The organism is uncultured Fluviicola sp. (assembly GCF_902168135.1).
In the GTDB taxonomy this organism is placed as follows: Bacteria; Bacteroidota; Bacteroidia; order Flavobacteriales_D; family Crocinitomicaceae; genus Fluviicola.
The window spans coordinates 24,428-39,479 of sequence record NZ_CABHOL010000042.1 but is presented as its reverse complement, the minus strand read 5'-3'; the positions used below and the strand labels follow the sequence as shown (position 1 = coordinate 39,479).

At 40.0% G+C, this 15,052-nt stretch carries 12 protein-coding genes; 6 read left to right on the top strand and 6 right to left on the bottom strand.

Annotated features, from left to right (window positions below; translation table 11 throughout):
* The first annotated feature begins 1,511 nt into the window (after nucleotides 1-1,511).
* The 4 genes from QZT69_RS14380 (at nucleotide 1,512) to corA (ending at nucleotide 6,068) form a co-directional block, all read left to right on the top strand.
* On the top strand, nucleotides 1,512-2,933 hold the full coding sequence (locus QZT69_RS14380; protein WP_294675929.1) for a VWA domain-containing protein: 1,422 nt from the start codon (nucleotides 1,512-1,514) through the stop codon (nucleotides 2,931-2,933).
* Between the two features lie 181 nt (nucleotides 2,934-3,114).
* Complete coding sequence (locus QZT69_RS14375) at nucleotides 3,115-4,287, top strand: hypothetical protein (RefSeq protein WP_294675925.1); 1,173 nt, start codon at nucleotides 3,115-3,117, stop codon at nucleotides 4,285-4,287.
* 139 nt (nucleotides 4,288-4,426) lie between these two features.
* Entirely contained in the window at nucleotides 4,427-4,870 is a 444-nt protein-coding gene (locus QZT69_RS14370) for a nuclear transport factor 2 family protein (RefSeq protein WP_294675922.1), read from the top strand.
* Nucleotides 4,871-5,117: 247 nt separating this feature from the next.
* Nucleotides 5,118-6,068: a magnesium/cobalt transporter CorA gene (gene corA / locus QZT69_RS14365; RefSeq protein WP_294675916.1), complete on the top strand. Its 951-nt coding sequence runs from the start codon at nucleotides 5,118-5,120 to the stop codon at nucleotides 6,066-6,068.
* Between the two features lie 162 nt (nucleotides 6,069-6,230).
* Here corA and QZT69_RS14360 read toward each other — a convergent pair whose 3' ends face one another.
* From QZT69_RS14360 to QZT69_RS14340, 5 genes are all read right to left on the bottom strand, one after another.
* A complete protein-coding gene (locus QZT69_RS14360; RefSeq protein WP_294675912.1) occupies nucleotides 6,231-6,740 on the bottom strand; it encodes a YceI family protein in 510 nt (169 codons plus the stop codon).
* 23 nt (nucleotides 6,741-6,763) lie between these two features.
* Nucleotides 6,764-7,348 (bottom strand): YceI family protein, encoded by a 585-nt coding sequence (locus QZT69_RS14355; protein ID WP_294675908.1) that lies wholly within the window; start codon nucleotides 7,346-7,348, stop codon nucleotides 6,764-6,766.
* An 86-nt stretch (nucleotides 7,349-7,434) separates the two neighbouring features.
* Nucleotides 7,435-7,839 (bottom strand): hypothetical protein, encoded by a 405-nt coding sequence (locus tag QZT69_RS14350; RefSeq protein WP_294675897.1) that lies wholly within the window; start codon nucleotides 7,837-7,839, stop codon nucleotides 7,435-7,437.
* A gap of 210 nt (nucleotides 7,840-8,049) precedes the next feature.
* A complete protein-coding gene (locus QZT69_RS14345; protein ID WP_294675890.1) occupies nucleotides 8,050-10,749 on the bottom strand; it encodes a T9SS type A sorting domain-containing protein in 2,700 nt (899 codons plus the stop codon).
* Nucleotides 10,750-10,853: 104 nt separating this feature from the next.
* Nucleotides 10,854-11,378 carry a methylated-DNA--[protein]-cysteine S-methyltransferase gene (locus QZT69_RS14340; protein WP_294675885.1) on the bottom strand — a complete coding sequence of 175 codons (525 nt, stop codon included), beginning with the start codon at nucleotides 11,376-11,378 and terminating at the stop codon, nucleotides 10,854-10,856.
* A gap of 496 nt (nucleotides 11,379-11,874) precedes the next feature.
* Here QZT69_RS14340 and QZT69_RS14335 point away from each other — a divergent pair, with 496 nt between their 5' ends.
* Together QZT69_RS14335 and QZT69_RS14330 are read left to right on the top strand one after the other, a co-directional pair.
* Nucleotides 11,875-13,287 (top strand): hypothetical protein, encoded by a 1,413-nt coding sequence (locus QZT69_RS14335; RefSeq protein WP_294675878.1) that lies wholly within the window; start codon nucleotides 11,875-11,877, stop codon nucleotides 13,285-13,287.
* Nucleotides 13,288-13,292: 5 nt separating this feature from the next.
* Nucleotides 13,293-14,588 (top strand): MFS transporter, encoded by a 1,296-nt coding sequence (locus tag QZT69_RS14330; RefSeq protein WP_294675872.1) that lies wholly within the window; start codon nucleotides 13,293-13,295, stop codon nucleotides 14,586-14,588.
* Here QZT69_RS14330 and QZT69_RS14325 read toward each other — a convergent pair.
* Entirely contained in the window at nucleotides 14,585-15,043 is a 459-nt protein-coding gene (locus QZT69_RS14325) for a TspO/MBR family protein (RefSeq protein ID WP_294675865.1), read from the bottom strand. The two genes, QZT69_RS14330 and QZT69_RS14325, sit on opposite strands and share 4 nt — an antisense overlap.
* Nucleotides 15,044-15,052: the final 9 nt, after the last annotated feature.

Below are 15,052 nucleotides of genomic sequence, written 5' to 3'. Positions count from 1 at the left end.
TTTTTTTTTTCAAGCAGAAGACGGCATACGAGATAGGAGTCCGTCTCGTGGGCTCGGAGATGTGTATAAGAGACAGCTTGCATGGGAATACCATGCTAAAATTCGTTCCAGCCTGCTTCCTGTATTAGCTTATTTTATTTTCAAAATCAACACCTTTTTTCAAATTAAAGACATCTACACCTCCTTATTTATTCTTCGTTTGGTTAGTGGATTGATGAGCTTTTCTTCACTGGCCTTTTTTTTCAAAAAATCCAGAGTTCTATTATTCAAATCATCACAATCGGAATCCTTTTTGCAATATACCTACCTGGCACTCCTGCTTTTAAGCTGGTATATCCCCTTTTTGTCCGTACGATTTTCTTCCGAAACATGGGCGGCCATTTGCCTGCTTTTTGCGCTCGGATTTTATTTCGAAATTGGAAAAACCAACGACCACGCATTCATCGTGGGATTATTACTTGGGCTATCTTTCCTGTTCCGTTTTCAAATGGCGTTTGGTTTTATCGGAATCGGTGCCTTCCATCTCATCTTTGGAAAACAAAAACTAAAAACGACACTACTCATTCTAATCGGTTTTTCAGGAATACTGCTCCTTGGAGTATTTATTGACCGTTGGTTTTATTCCGAATGGACCTTCACTCCCTGGAATTATTTCTGGTTATTCTTTGAAAATGACATACTCAATCAAAACGAATCCAGTTTCGGAATGTCAACCAGATTTTACTACCTGGAAACATGCTATCAGCTTCCTACTCAATTTATAGGAGTCATACTTATCATTTCCCTGGCAGCCGGGATCATTATCAACCGGAAAAATCCCATTGTTTGGTTCATTGTCCCTTTTATACTTATTCACTCATTGATATCACACAAGGAAGAGCGCTTCTTATTTCCTATCCTATTTCTTTTCCCCTACCTGATTATCTCGACCTTTTTGTTTTTAAAAAATAATGGTGGAAAATTCAAAAAGATCAACAAAATCGTTGTTTACTGCACTATCGCAGGATTATTCTTTGTTAATAGTTGCGGATTATCGGTCATGACTACCAAATCAGCTGGGCTCGGACGTTCGGAAATAACCAAATACATTCATCACTATTACGGCACACAAAAGATCAATCTCATCCATACACCTTTTGCAAATCCATATAATCCCTGGGGAACTCTTCCTGAAAAAGCATATTCGGAAAAACACCTGGAATCCCGACAAATAGATAATCTTGGAAATCTTTCTGATACACTAATTAAAGCAAACAGGGTAAATTTAATCGTGGTGCGTGGTTATGATCTGACTAATAATACTTCTCCCGGAAACCTCGAAGCAATGGGTTTTCAACTGAAAGGACAAAGTATCTCGGAAAGAGAAAAATCCCTGAATTACTATGTAAAGGGATTTGACAACCAGGACATCCACTATCTTTACGAATACATCAAAAAATAATCTTGCCTTGTAAAAACAGGCATTCTTCTTGCAGTCCAAAATTATTGTATTTTAGACTATTCAATCAGGTATGAGAATTTTAGCCATCATTTGTGTTTTATTCATTTGTGGACTCGTTCACGGACAACAATCCAATTCGGAAGATTTCCTGGAATACGGGGCAATTGATTCGAAATCCAAACGGTACATCGATCTGAACATCGGGAATCCGACAGAAGAAAAAATATACATTCTTCGTGTGGAGCACAGTCCGGAAGTTACATACCGATTGACTGCGGATCTCATTGAACCGCTTTCCACAGCTCAGCTGCGGATCCAGGTCAACCCTTCGAAAAAGGGAAATTTCAATTACGTTCTGAAATTGTTCATGAGCGACCAGGCAAACCCGATTATTTACCGTTTGGTCGGAACTGTTACAGAAGATCTTCCGGACGATAATTACCTGACCAAATGCCCGGATTTCAATGCTGTTCCGGCAGGACCGAATGCTCCCAGCGAGTTAACGATCATTACCATCGACAAGGCAACCCAGGAATTATTATCAAAATCCACGGTAAGTATTATTCACAACGGCCAGCCAAGCGGAACCTGGATCACAGGCAGGTTGGGAAAATTCACCGAAAAACTTCCCCCGGGATTCTTCTATTTTTTGGTCAGCCGGGAAGGCTATTTAACCAAAGAAGCCGGAATTTATGTCGGGCCTGAGATTTCCGAGATTACTATTCCTTTATCGAAAAATCCGGCTTACGATCCTCCAGTCCCAACAAAGGAACCTGTTCAGGAACCGGAGGAAATCGCTCAGCAGCTTCCGCCTGAAGAAGCACAGGAGAAGCTTAATGAACAAATGGCTAACGAGATCATTGACACTACGACCCAAAAAGTAATGCCGGAATTGGTTTCCATTCCTTCCGAAAATTTTGATGAATCTTACTTCAGGGATGTAAATGTCGTTTTCGTGCTCGATATTTCCAGTTCCATGAAAATGGGCGAAAAAATGGACCTGATGAAATACTCCCTGAACCAACTGGTGAGTAAACTGCGTCCGCAGGATAAAATGGGATTGGTCACCTACGCCAGCACAGCAGAAGTATTCCAGGCTCCAACTTCCGGAGACCACAAGGAAGATCTGCAAAAATCCATTTCAAACCTGCGGCCCATTGGTATGACTGCCGGTGGAAAAGGAATTAAAATGGGCTACAAAGAAGTCATGAAAAATTACGATGCCAATAAGACCAACATGGTAATTGTGATTACTGACGGAGCTTTCAACAAAGATTCGGAGGATTATCAAAAAACCGTTCAGAAATACGCGAAAAACGGGGTCGTCTTTTCCGTTGTAGGGATTCAAACCCGGGAAAGGGATGCAAAACTCATGGAAGAAGCAGCACAGTTTGGGAACGGGCGTTTTGTACCTATCCAAAAACTGGCAGATGCACATTCTAATTTGATGCAGGAGATACGGATTGCTTCTTTCAAAGGTCTCAAGAAATAATTGACAATTGAAAAGGTACAATTAACAAGAGCTTCGCCTCTTCTTGTTTGAGACCCTTAATGATCTCTGACTACAAATCGTCTCATTGTCCATTTTACATTTTCAATTCGTTGGATCTGTTAAAACCATCTTGCGTTCCAATTCTATTTTTAGTTTTGCATCATTTTTTAATCTAACACGAATGAAATTCTCCTTCCTCCGAAAAAAATGGTTTAAAATACCGTACACCATTCTTCTTTACGGTTTTGCGACTTATGGATTCATTCTTACAGCAACCTATTTTGCGGTCAAATTCAACTGGACAAATGAAGGCGGTTCTATTGATGAGAACAACCGCTATTTTGCCGAAATGCATAACAAATACGATCAATCCTTCAAAGTTGATTCCGTTTCGATGATCAAGCACCGCTTTGAGGTATTGAACCGCATTATGCTTGTCAATGAATTCTACCCGAAGAACGCTAATTATATCCTTTCGGTTTATAATGAGAACAAGGACGAAAAATTAGCGCTGCGCATGCTGGATGCAGTTGATCTTCAGTTGAGAAAGAACAAAGCTTACCGTAAAGCATTTGCCAAATGGAAATACAAGAATGAAAATGCTTCTCAAAAAACTACCGGACTGAGCGTTTTCGAATGGATGAATATTGCCGAGTGGCAGGATTTTAAACAAGCCGTTACCAAGGATAAGAAATACATTGATTCGGTTTACCATGTGACCGGAGTTGAACCGCGTTTGATTGTTGCCTGCCTGGTAGGCGAACAGATCCGCTTATTCAATTCGAACCGGGAATCGTATAAGCGCTACATGGGACCACTGAAGGTTCTTGCTTTGGAAAACCATCTTTCTTATGGTGTAACGGGAATTAAGAACGGGACAGCTTTAACCATTGAGCGTTATTTAGCGGAAAAAGACAGCGAGTTCTATCCCGGCGAAAAATACGAAGCGCTCCTGGATTTTGATTCCACCGCCAATTTCACCACAAAAGGCAACGACACATTGGATTTACGCCTTCAGCGTTTGGTCCAGTTTGAAAACCATTACTATTCCTATTTGTATACCGCTTTATTCCTGAGAGAAATCAAAACCCAATGGGAAAAGGCCGGCTATCCGATCGATGACCGCCCGGAAATCCTTGCTTCTTTGTTCAATCTTGGTTTCCAGCGCTCCAAACCAAAACCGAATCCAGCTGTGGGTGGTTCTGTTTATAAGATCAAGGATACGGATTATACTTTCGGGTCTGTGGCTTATGAATTCTTTTATAGCGGTGAATTGGCGGATGTTTTTCCTTATAAAAAGAAAAGTTTTGAAGAACCGAGGACTGTTATTAAGCGGGCTGTGCCAGAAGAATAAACCACAGACTCCTCAACTTCAAAGGGAATTCCGCAATTTTACGAACTCATGCACCATTTGTACAGGCTCTATTTCCGATTGTAATCATTAAAGATCTTCCTGAAAAGATTTCTCTTATCTTTCGGACAAAACCATAGGTATGAAAAAGATTCTGCTTCTAATCCTGCTCTTTCCCGCTTTTGCCTATACCCAAAAAGCAGAAAAGAAAGAAGTCCGTAAAGTAATCGATCAGTTGTTTGATGGCATGCGGAAAGGCGACAGTTCACAAGTCCGGAAAATCTTTTTCCCGGGAGCAGTGCTAAACACCAGTTTCGTCAATTCAAAAGGGGAAGCCAAACTGCACAGTGATTCGATCATTTCTTTTATAAATGCAATTGGTACTCCACACAAAGAAGTTTGGGATGAACGCCTGCTTTCCTGTGAGATCAGGATCGACGATAATTTAGCAACGGTTTGGACCAAGTACGCCTTTTATGTCGACAATGTCTATTCACACGAAGGAGTAAATGCTTTTCAACTGGCCAAAACGGACGGCAGCTGGAAGATTTTGGTGATAACGGATACACGGCGGAAGAAGAATTGATAATGCAAAAATTGAAAAGAAGACAAAGCACTGCTTCGATAGATCTGTTGCAGCAGAATAGTGTAAATTTTAGAATCCGAATACTATTTTGACACTATTCACATGAGAAGCAGCAAAACCAACTGTTAACAGAAAATAACTCCGCTGTTTTAGCGGGGTTTAAATGAAAAAGGCCATCTTTGTGACACTGCGCCGATTCTGAAGCTTTAGCGCAAGCATTTTAGTCATTCACTCAAAATCTGTCCTTATGATTCGCGTATTTTACACACACGAAAATGAGCTGGTTTGGGAAAAATATCCTGAAAAAGCGGTTCTCGACCCCAAAAGAAATTATTTATGGATCGATCTGCTTCACGCCAGTCAGGAAGAGAAAGACCAGGTGTGTGAGTTCTTCAAGGTAAAACTGCCGACTTACAAAGAAGCGGTAGAAATTGAAAGCAGTTCGCGTTACTCGGAAGACCATATCTCGATTAAAGCCAACAGCGGTTTCCTGAAAGAAGCAGATACACCTAAGATTCACCAGGTTTCCTTTTTGTTGAAAGAAAATATTTTATTTACGGTTCGCAACACGGAATTACAGTCTTTCGCAGAAGTAGTTAAAAAGATCAAAGTTGCCAGACAGGATTTCATTCGTTCGGGATCACAGATTTGGGTCCTGCTTTTGGAAACACGCATTGACCTGGACGCCGATTATATTGAAAGTCTTACCCGCATTACCAATGTCATCAGCCGGAAAGTACAGAGCCTGTCCGATCCCGAAGAAAAGACGTTGCGTAAGATTGCCGAATTACAGGAAAATACCATTCTAATCCGTGAAAGTATTACAGACAAGCAGCGCTTAATTTCTGCCTTGCTGCGCTCGCCTTTTATTGATGCAGAAACAGGTGAACGTCTCCGCGTTATTATGAAAGATATTACTTCCCTGCTCCAGCATACGCAATTCAGTTTTGAACGCCTGGAATATTTACAGGATACTTTAATGGGTTTGGTGAATATCGAACAAAATAAGATTATTAAGATCTTTACAGTGGTTTCGGTCATATTCATGCCGCCAACATTAATCGCAAGTGTTTATGGGATGAATTTCAGAGTCATGCCTGAATTGGATTTTTCATTCGGTTATCCGGTAGCAGTAGTACTGATGATTGCCTCGTCTGCTTTAACGCTGCTTTATTTTAAGCGGAAAAAGTGGCTTTAACAAAATTACGAATTACGAATTACGAATTACGAATTACGAATTACGAATTACGAATTACGAATTAAAACACTTTATTAAAATAAAAGCCTTCATCAATTGACGAAGGCTTCAATATTATTATTGTCAGCTGTGGCTGACGTATATCGAAAGCAGTGCTTTCTCTTATTTCGTTACCGGTATCGTTACGTTGATCTTAATGGAACTTCCGACGTCTCCGCCAGGTTTTCCAACATTGTAAGTCGAACGATCGATGGAGAAAGAAGAAGCAATTTTCCCTTTACTCCCTGATTTTGTGAAAGTGAATGGGATTGTGATTTCCTTTGTCACATCTTTCACTGTCAGTTTTCCTTTTGCGGCATAACCATTCTCTTTCTTTTCAATAGAAGAAGAAGTGAATTTGATGTTCGGGTATTTATCCGCATTGAACCACTCAGCACCAAGAGCATGTTTGTTTTGCAAACCATTCCCGGTATTGATCGAATTCACATCAATGGTAAAAACGAATTTGGATTCGGACAACTTAGCTTCATCAAAATTGACAGTTCCACTAAGTGTTTTAAAGATCCCGTTCACTCCCTTTGCTGAGAAATCAACGTTATAATCTTTCCCGATCTTCCAGGTTTTTACCTGTGTGAACGCAAATACTCCCCCAACCAGGAGGAGTACTGCCATTAAAAAGATACTTCTTTTCATGATTATTCTTTCACCAATTCCAAGTCAGCAGTAACGTTTACTTCTTTGCTCAATCCTGGGTTCTCATCTCCAATTTTGAAGTCCAATCTGTTGATTGTTCCAGTCATTTTGAAACCGCTTACTTCTTTTTTGTTCATTGGATTTGTAACTGTTCCGTTGTGAACTGCAGTCATAGTAACTTCTTTTGTTACCCCGTGTAATGTCAAGTCTCCAACAACTTTATATTCGTTTTTAGACTTTGCAACCTTTGTAAAAGATTTGCTTACGAAAGTGAATTTCGGATATTTCTCAGCGTCGAAGAAATCAGCACTTTTCAAGTGGTTATCACGCATTTCATTTGCTGTGTTGATACTAGCGATATCACCTGTCAACTCAACTTTTGCATCCGAAAAATCTTCTTTTGTAGCAGTCATTTTAACTTCATACGTGTTAAAGCTACCGTTGAAATCGGAAATACCCATGTGTTTTACTGTAAATCCAAGTCTTGAGTGTGTTGCGTCAGAAGACCAGATTGAAGATGTTGCAACTGTAAAAGATAACGCTAAACCTGCAAAAGCAGCTGCGATAATTGTAACTGAACGTTTCATGTTTGTTTTGTTTGTTTGTTATTATTTGAATTATTAGTGATCTGCATTAGCAGATATTAAATGGATCAGTGAAGCTGATCTACTATTTAATTACGTGATTCGTGTTTCCAAAAGAATGGAACTAAAGCTAAAAAGCTTAGCGCAGGGAAGAAATGCATCGGAACAGCAAGTCCGGGGAACATTTCCGGGAATTCAACATCCAACGGAAGTTTGAATGACAACACTCCGATGATGCTTGCAAAACTTAGCATGCAATATAGCACATTTAAGATCGGAATCAAAAGCGGTCGTTTCAATCGGGCAGCAATCACGTATCCCAACGCCATCAGAATACACCCGATCATACACGCCATAATCATTCCCGACGCGTTCAACACCGTATGGAAATCAATGTAAAAAGCGTCACTGTATACTTTGTTGTATAGCATACTTACTCCTGATGCTACTATTCCGCTGGTTACACCCAACAAGATTCCTTTCTTTAGATTCATGTACTTGTTTTTAGAAATACAAACCTAGGTAAATATTTCCATTGTAACCAAATTAATTTCTTACGGATACCAGTATACTTTTTGAAACCTATTGAATTTAGGGAAGTTGATATGGAAATTGACTGTTTTTTTAATGAATATTTAACAAATAACAAGATAAAATAAAAAAGGCTGAAGATAAACTCCAGCCTTTCCGAGCGGTTAAGAATATTATTCTTTCCAGATTTTTTTGGTAATTACCCCTTCATTCGTTTCTACTTTTAACAAGTAGATTCCCGCAGGATAATCTGACAAATCTATTTTTTGATTTCTGGTAGCATCCGGAATCTTCATTTTCAGAATAACCTGTCCTAAAGAAGAAATTACGGTCATTTCTGTTGCTGATTTTTCAGCCAGATCCACATATATCATTCCATCCGTTGGATTTGGAGAAACTGCCAAATCACTCATTCTATCTTCTTTCTCCGGAACAGGATGCTGCATCATTCCTTCAACCCCTCCTCCGGGACCTTCCGGTTCCAAAGGACGACTTGTAATGGCAGGAAGCTGATAAGGAAGAAAAGCAAAAATATGCCCGTCATTGTTGCGCAAACTGATCAAATGTTTAGTCGTGCTTCCCGGAAAAGAAGTACTGCACATGATTCCCAAATCCCAATTTGTTGGAAAATGCTCTTTGAAAAGCGATTTAACTACTCCGCCGTCCAGGTACTGCATGTGGAAATCCCCGTCATAATCGCGGTGCAGCATGATCTCATCATAACCATCCGCATTGAAATCTCCTGTTGTTAATCCGTCCCACTGGCTATAGTTTCCGGTAGTTCCTGTGTAAGGAATTGCAGACGAGAAGGTCATATTGGATCCGGAGAATGTGTAGTTCAATACTTTGATGTTGTAATCAGAGCCGTTGTTATTGTTCAAAGTCACGATTTCCAACCCGTTTGCAAGGTTTTTATCCAGGTTACCAACTGCAATTTTAGCAGCCTCCGAAACCACATAAGTGGAAGTGGACGCATTGGTTATTGAGAAACCATTTAAGGTATAAACTCCGCCCCCCAATGGTAAAAAGTTAATGCGGTAACCATAAACCTGTCCATTGTCTTTTGAAAGAAGAACAAGTTCATCCGTTGTAGAAGCATCCAGATTACCGGATGCAATACCTGCCCAATTAATATTGGTAGCAAAAGAGGCTATCAACACAATCCCGGTTCCATCGTAACGGAATAAGTAAAGTTTCTTATCCGTTTTATTAAACGCTACAAACTCAGATTGGTTATTTCCTGCTATGAAATCACCTGCAGTTATCCCACCCCAATCTGCAAGATAATTGATATAAGTAGACAAACTGTTGCTGATCTTTTTAGTTGTCGGATCAAATTCGCGTAGTTGGATTTTCCCTTCAGCATTAGCAGTCACAAACAAATCTGCAGTTTTAGCAGCGTCAAACTTTCCTGCTGCTACTGCTTTCCAAACCGTACCGGCCGTTAAATCGCTTCCTGTATGATATGTTGGTGTACGTTTTACAGAGCGGATATCCAGGTAGTTTTTGAAAACGGGTGAAAAACCTGTTCTGCCGTTTGCCAATTGTCCTACGGCGTCAATACCTCTGCACTGACCGGAAACATCACTTGTATAGACCGGATAGGTTGCAGGCCCATACAGCCCGAATTCATAAAAATAATCCGCAATCATGTTATAAATATCCGGGATATGTCTGGCCAGGAACAGGTATCTCCCGGCATTCATATATTGATCGTACCTTTCAACACTTCCTTCCGGATATTGTACGTTTCCACTTAATACTAATTGGGTTTGATCTCCATCCCAGCCGGTAATACTCATAGAATACTTCAAAGGCATATTTTGCATAAATTTCACTTTAAATGTATTGGCAAAATCATACATCAAAGCATTGTCAAAAATTGGGGTAATCCCGTCTGACTTTTTGATGTTAAATAAATTACATAAATCTGCAAATTCCATAATCAGTTGTCCATGAGCAATATCCTCCATTGGGGAACTTGGATTCATATATCTCCAGCTAATAATATGATTGGTTACATTTCTCGTAAAGAGATAATTCGAATGATCCATGAAACGGGATGCCATTTTTTGAATTTTTTCCAGGTAATAATCTCTTTGTACAACATTTCCTTCAAATTCATAGATTTTATACATGTAGGTATGCGATCGTCCAATAGACGCCATTTGATTCGGGATCAAAGGCTGCCAATTATGAATACCATCTGTAGGATTAGTATCTGCATCGTAACGATACAATCCTAAAGCAGCGACCCAATCAGCATGCATATAATCTTTTAAAGTCTGATTAGCCTTTATTTTCAAAAATTCGGCACAATCAGCAAAATTACTCAGATAATACCAGCCCGTGGCATCCCAGCCCGCGATGGAAGCAGGCGCCAAACGTGATTGAAGCGCAGGGTACTTCACCTTAATCATATATGCGAACTTTGCCAATGGGAAAGTAATAGTTCCCTGGTTAACTGCATCTATGACCCAATATGTTGATGGCGCTATTCGTCCAGACCATGCCATTTGTCCGCCGGGTGGAATAGGATTAGTAACACCGCTCATTCCTGCTAAAGGAGTACTCGGATCAAGCGCTAACGCATCGTCTCTTCGTTCAATCACATTATAGGCATGCTCCATGAAACGATCCAAATACACCGGATCTTTAGTTGCTTCATACATTTCCAGCAAACCGTTCAGAAAAGGAGCCTCTACATTGTGAAGCTTGTTATTGTAATTGTTGTAAACTGAATACCCCGGATTGTAAGTTGAAGAAGTTGTAATAGGAACGACCCCGGTAGGCTCCAAAGATTTTTGAAAGGTTTGTGACATAGCCTGCCACGAAAAGACGGTCAATAGACCGACCAGATAAAGGTTTCTCATGATGTTGATTTAAATGATTAGATGCAAAGGTAAACTATTTGATCGTAATTTTTTTACGATTTGCTCTTTATATCAAAAAAACAAAATATTGTATCTATCTGATTCTAAAACAATTCCAATTGCTCACCGAAGTTCATCCCCTCCAATTGAAGGAGTTTTTGCTTGGCATTCAAACCGCCGGCGTAACCGGTAAGGCTGCCGTCACTTCCTATGACCCGGTGACAAGGAACAATGATCGAAATAGCGTTTGCACCGTTTGCTGTTGCTACTGCACGGATGGCTTTTTCATCTCCAAGAATACGTGACAGCTCCAGGTAACTGACCGTTTTTCCGTAAGGGATAGTCAGCAGTTTTTCCCAAACGGATTTCTGGAAATCACTTCCTACAAATAACAGCGGAAGATCAAAGGTTGTACGTTCTTTGGCAAAGTACTCATTGAGCTGTGATTTCGTTTCATTCAGCAATTCGGTTTCTTCGAGCTTAAACTCGGCATTCAGTGCAGTTTGAATCCGGTTATCGACCTGGTCGCGCATTTTGCGGTATTTCCAGTCGCATAAACACAATTCTCCACCGGATTCTCCGAGAACGAGTTCTCCGTAAGGAGTATGGAAGTATTGCAGGTAAACCATGTTTTATGAATTCAAAATTAGGAATCCCGAAGTATCGGGACAAGTTACAAAATTCAAAAACCTGAAAATAGCAAAAAAGCAGTGAATCAGTAATCTAATTCACTGCTTTTTGTCAGGCAGTAGTGGTTGGTTGGGAAGATGAATAGTGGTTAGGTTTCATCTAACAGTGGTAAGGTGGTTGGTGAATAGTGGGTCGGTTAGTGGTGATTTAGGTTAAGCTGATTAGTAAATGGAGCGGTTGTTCATTGTCCTTAGAAATTGTCTCATTGTTTTCATTTTGATAAGACAAAGATACGGGGGTAGAACGTAGTGTATTTACGTCCTATAAGGTCTAGTGAAAAAAGTTTGAAACCCCAGTAAAATCAATGCTTTCAGGAAAAATAAATTTACAAAAAAAAGCATTTTATGTACTTAAGTTTGTATTCGATAATTGAAACAAACTGATCTTTTACGTTTCATATATAAGAACTACTTTCGTATTTGTAATAATGATGTTATGAAAAACCTGTTTATTATTTTTCTTTTCTGGATTTTTGCATTTTTCGGCTATTCACAAACCGTAGAATTTGATGTGAAGTCTAAGGATAAACTATTCTATCCGGTTCCATATCTTTACAATGATGCCTCTTTAGATATCAATTTTTACAATGAAATGGTTTATGCTTATAATGCAGATGGGATGCTTAAAGAGGAACCGTTCAAGGCAGATGCAGCTAGTAAAATTAATTACAAAGTAAGAACATTACTCACAGATAATATCATCATTGATCTTAAAACCGATACGCGCTATGTACTGTTCCCTGAATATTACGGTCTGTCAGGTAAAGAAGACAAACGAATATCCGGATGCGGAAGTATCCTGGTTGAAAAACTGGGAACAAAGGGGACAGAGGTGAATCATGTGCTGTTTGATGATCCTGACTGTGAGAATTATCAGAAAGGAGCTTATTTTTTGAGCAATACTGACAGTTACATTACTCAAGACGAAGACATTGTATACCTCGTTTCAATGAAGAAAGTCAGTAAATCAGTAACTAACCCAGCTAAACCAGGAAAGGGAATTTTGGAAAACTGTGTGAAGCGAATCGTTCTGAATCCGTCAACCAACAAAGTTGAAGTCTCTGTTCATCTGATTAATAAAGTTCCTGCTTGCGAAGAAGAATATACCTCAGCAAGATTTATAGGTTCTATTGAAAACAAACTGTATTTCGCTTATACTTATACCATTCCCAAAACAAAACAAATCACAGTTGATGTATGGTCGGTAGACCTGACCACGTCTTTAGAAGCAAAAGAATTTTCTTATCAATTAGAAATGCCGAAAGGTGCTTCACCGGCAATCGGCAGAATGGAAGTTGTTTCAGATCCTGCAAAGTCCGGGATTGCTTTTTACTTTGGTTTTGGTGTTTGGGAAGGAAAAAATAGAGTCGCCAATTATAAAGTACTTGAAATCCATGAAAAATCAGACTTTAAACTCACTGATATCGCTATTCCGGACGAGATTATGACATTTGGAATAGCTCCCCCAAAATTGAGTTATTACGATGCCGGAGAGTTGAGGCATTTTTTTGTGATCAATGAAAAAGATCTGTTGACCGTCGATTGTCTGGGAAGCGATCAACTAGAAATGCATGTTGAAAAAGATGTCAATCTACTGATAACTTCTCCATCAAGTGCCGCCTTGTTTTTTGATGAGCGCTTGTCGAGTCTCAAAGCAGAATATCTAAAACCCATCTTTGAAAATCCGGAATCAATCTGCAAAGAATGTAAAGTCTTCAAAAGTGGTTTGTATCGATTAACAGGAGGCGGTAATGAGGCAACGATAGTTGCTATTGAATTTCTTAAAACTTGTCCTACCTGTGAAGTACAACAGATGCGTGCACGCATTGTAACACGGAAACTGAAATAAAAAACTTGAAACAAGAAGAAAAAATATCCGGATCGCGTTTAAAATCGATCATCGGCGGATCTATCGGGAATTTGGTGGAATGGTACGACTGGTATGCTTACTCAGCCTTCTCACTTTATTTCTCCGGTTCCTTTTTCCCGGAATCAAATAAAACCGCTCAATTATTGAATACTGCCGGAATTTTTGCGGTCGGTTTCCTCATGCGTCCGATAGGCGGCTGGCTGTTCGGAGGAATTGCGGATCAAATCGGGCGTAAAAAAGCCATGACGCTTTCTGTTCTGTTGATGTCGTTCGGATCTTTGCTGATTGCATTAACTCCGTCCTATTCATCCATCGGAGTCCTCGCTCCTATTCTGCTTTTGCTTGCCAGACTGCTGCAGGGTCTTAGCGTTGGTGGTGAATATGGTGTTTCCGCAACTTATTTGAGTGAAATGGCAACAGAGAACCGGCGAGGTTTCTATTCCAGTTTCCAGTACGTCACTTTAGTCGGCGGTCTGCTCATTGCACTGGGCATTCAATTAGTACTTCAAAAGCTCATCCTGACTGAAATGCAGCTTCAAACCTGGGGCTGGCGAATTCCTTTTGTGATCGGAGCGATACTCGCACTTGTTGCTTTGTACCTACGCAGTAACCTGCATGAAACGGAAGCGTTCGAAAGAACAAAAAAGAAAAGCAAAGGAACGATCCTGTTACTGATGCAGCATCCGAAGGCCATTTTACTGGTTGTTGGAATGACTTTAGGCGGAACTTTAGCTTTTTACACCTACACCAATTACATGCAGAAATTCCTGGTGAATACGGTTGGTCTGACCAAAGATGTTTCAACCCTGATTTCTTTTGTCAGCCTACTGATATTTGTCGTTTTACAGCCCTTTTTTGGTGCTTTATCTGATCGAATAGGCCGAAAACCGCTATTGATTGGTTTCGGAATTTTAGGGACGGTTTTTACGGTTCCAATACTAACGGCTCTTAGTCAGACCCATTCTGCCTGGATTTCCTTCTTCCTATTGATGTCCGGATTGATTATTGTAAGTGGTTACACCAGTATCAATGCCATTGTCAAAGCCGAATTATTCCCCGCTGAAGTTCGTGCATTGGGAGTCGGACTTCCTTATGCTTTAACGGTTGCTCTATTTGGCGGAACTGCGGAATACATTGCTTTGTGGTTTAAAGATGCAGGACACGAATCTTATTTCTACTGGTACGTGACGGGATGTATTTTCATTTCACTGCTTGTTTACTTCTTCATGAAAGACACAAAAAAGACTTCACGTTTAAATGAGGATTTGAAACAGCATTAGTTTCTCACCAGAATATAGGCATTAAGTGAGGTAGCGATCAATAACCACAAAAAATACGGTAGTATCAGTAAGGATTTCAATTTCATTGCGGCTCCGTAGCGAAATAAAAATGCTCCGACAACAATTGTCAATGCGGTAATGACAACCAAACCTGCACCCGCCTGATGAAAATAAAAAAACACCGGGTTCCAAAGTACGTTTAAAACCCACTGAATGCTGAAAAGCGTAATCAGCAGTTTCTTGTTGTGAGTGATTTGATAAACGAAAGCCATGTAGATTGCAAAACAGATCATGATGGTTGTCCAGGCTGCTCCGAATGCCCAACCCGGAGGAGTCCACGGAGCTTTGTTTAACGACAGGTACCAGTCGGAAGAAACACCTGCATTTGTGAACAATGAACCAATTGCCAAAGCAGCAAAGTTGATGCCTAAAAAAAGGATTATTCTCAAAACCATAACTTACAG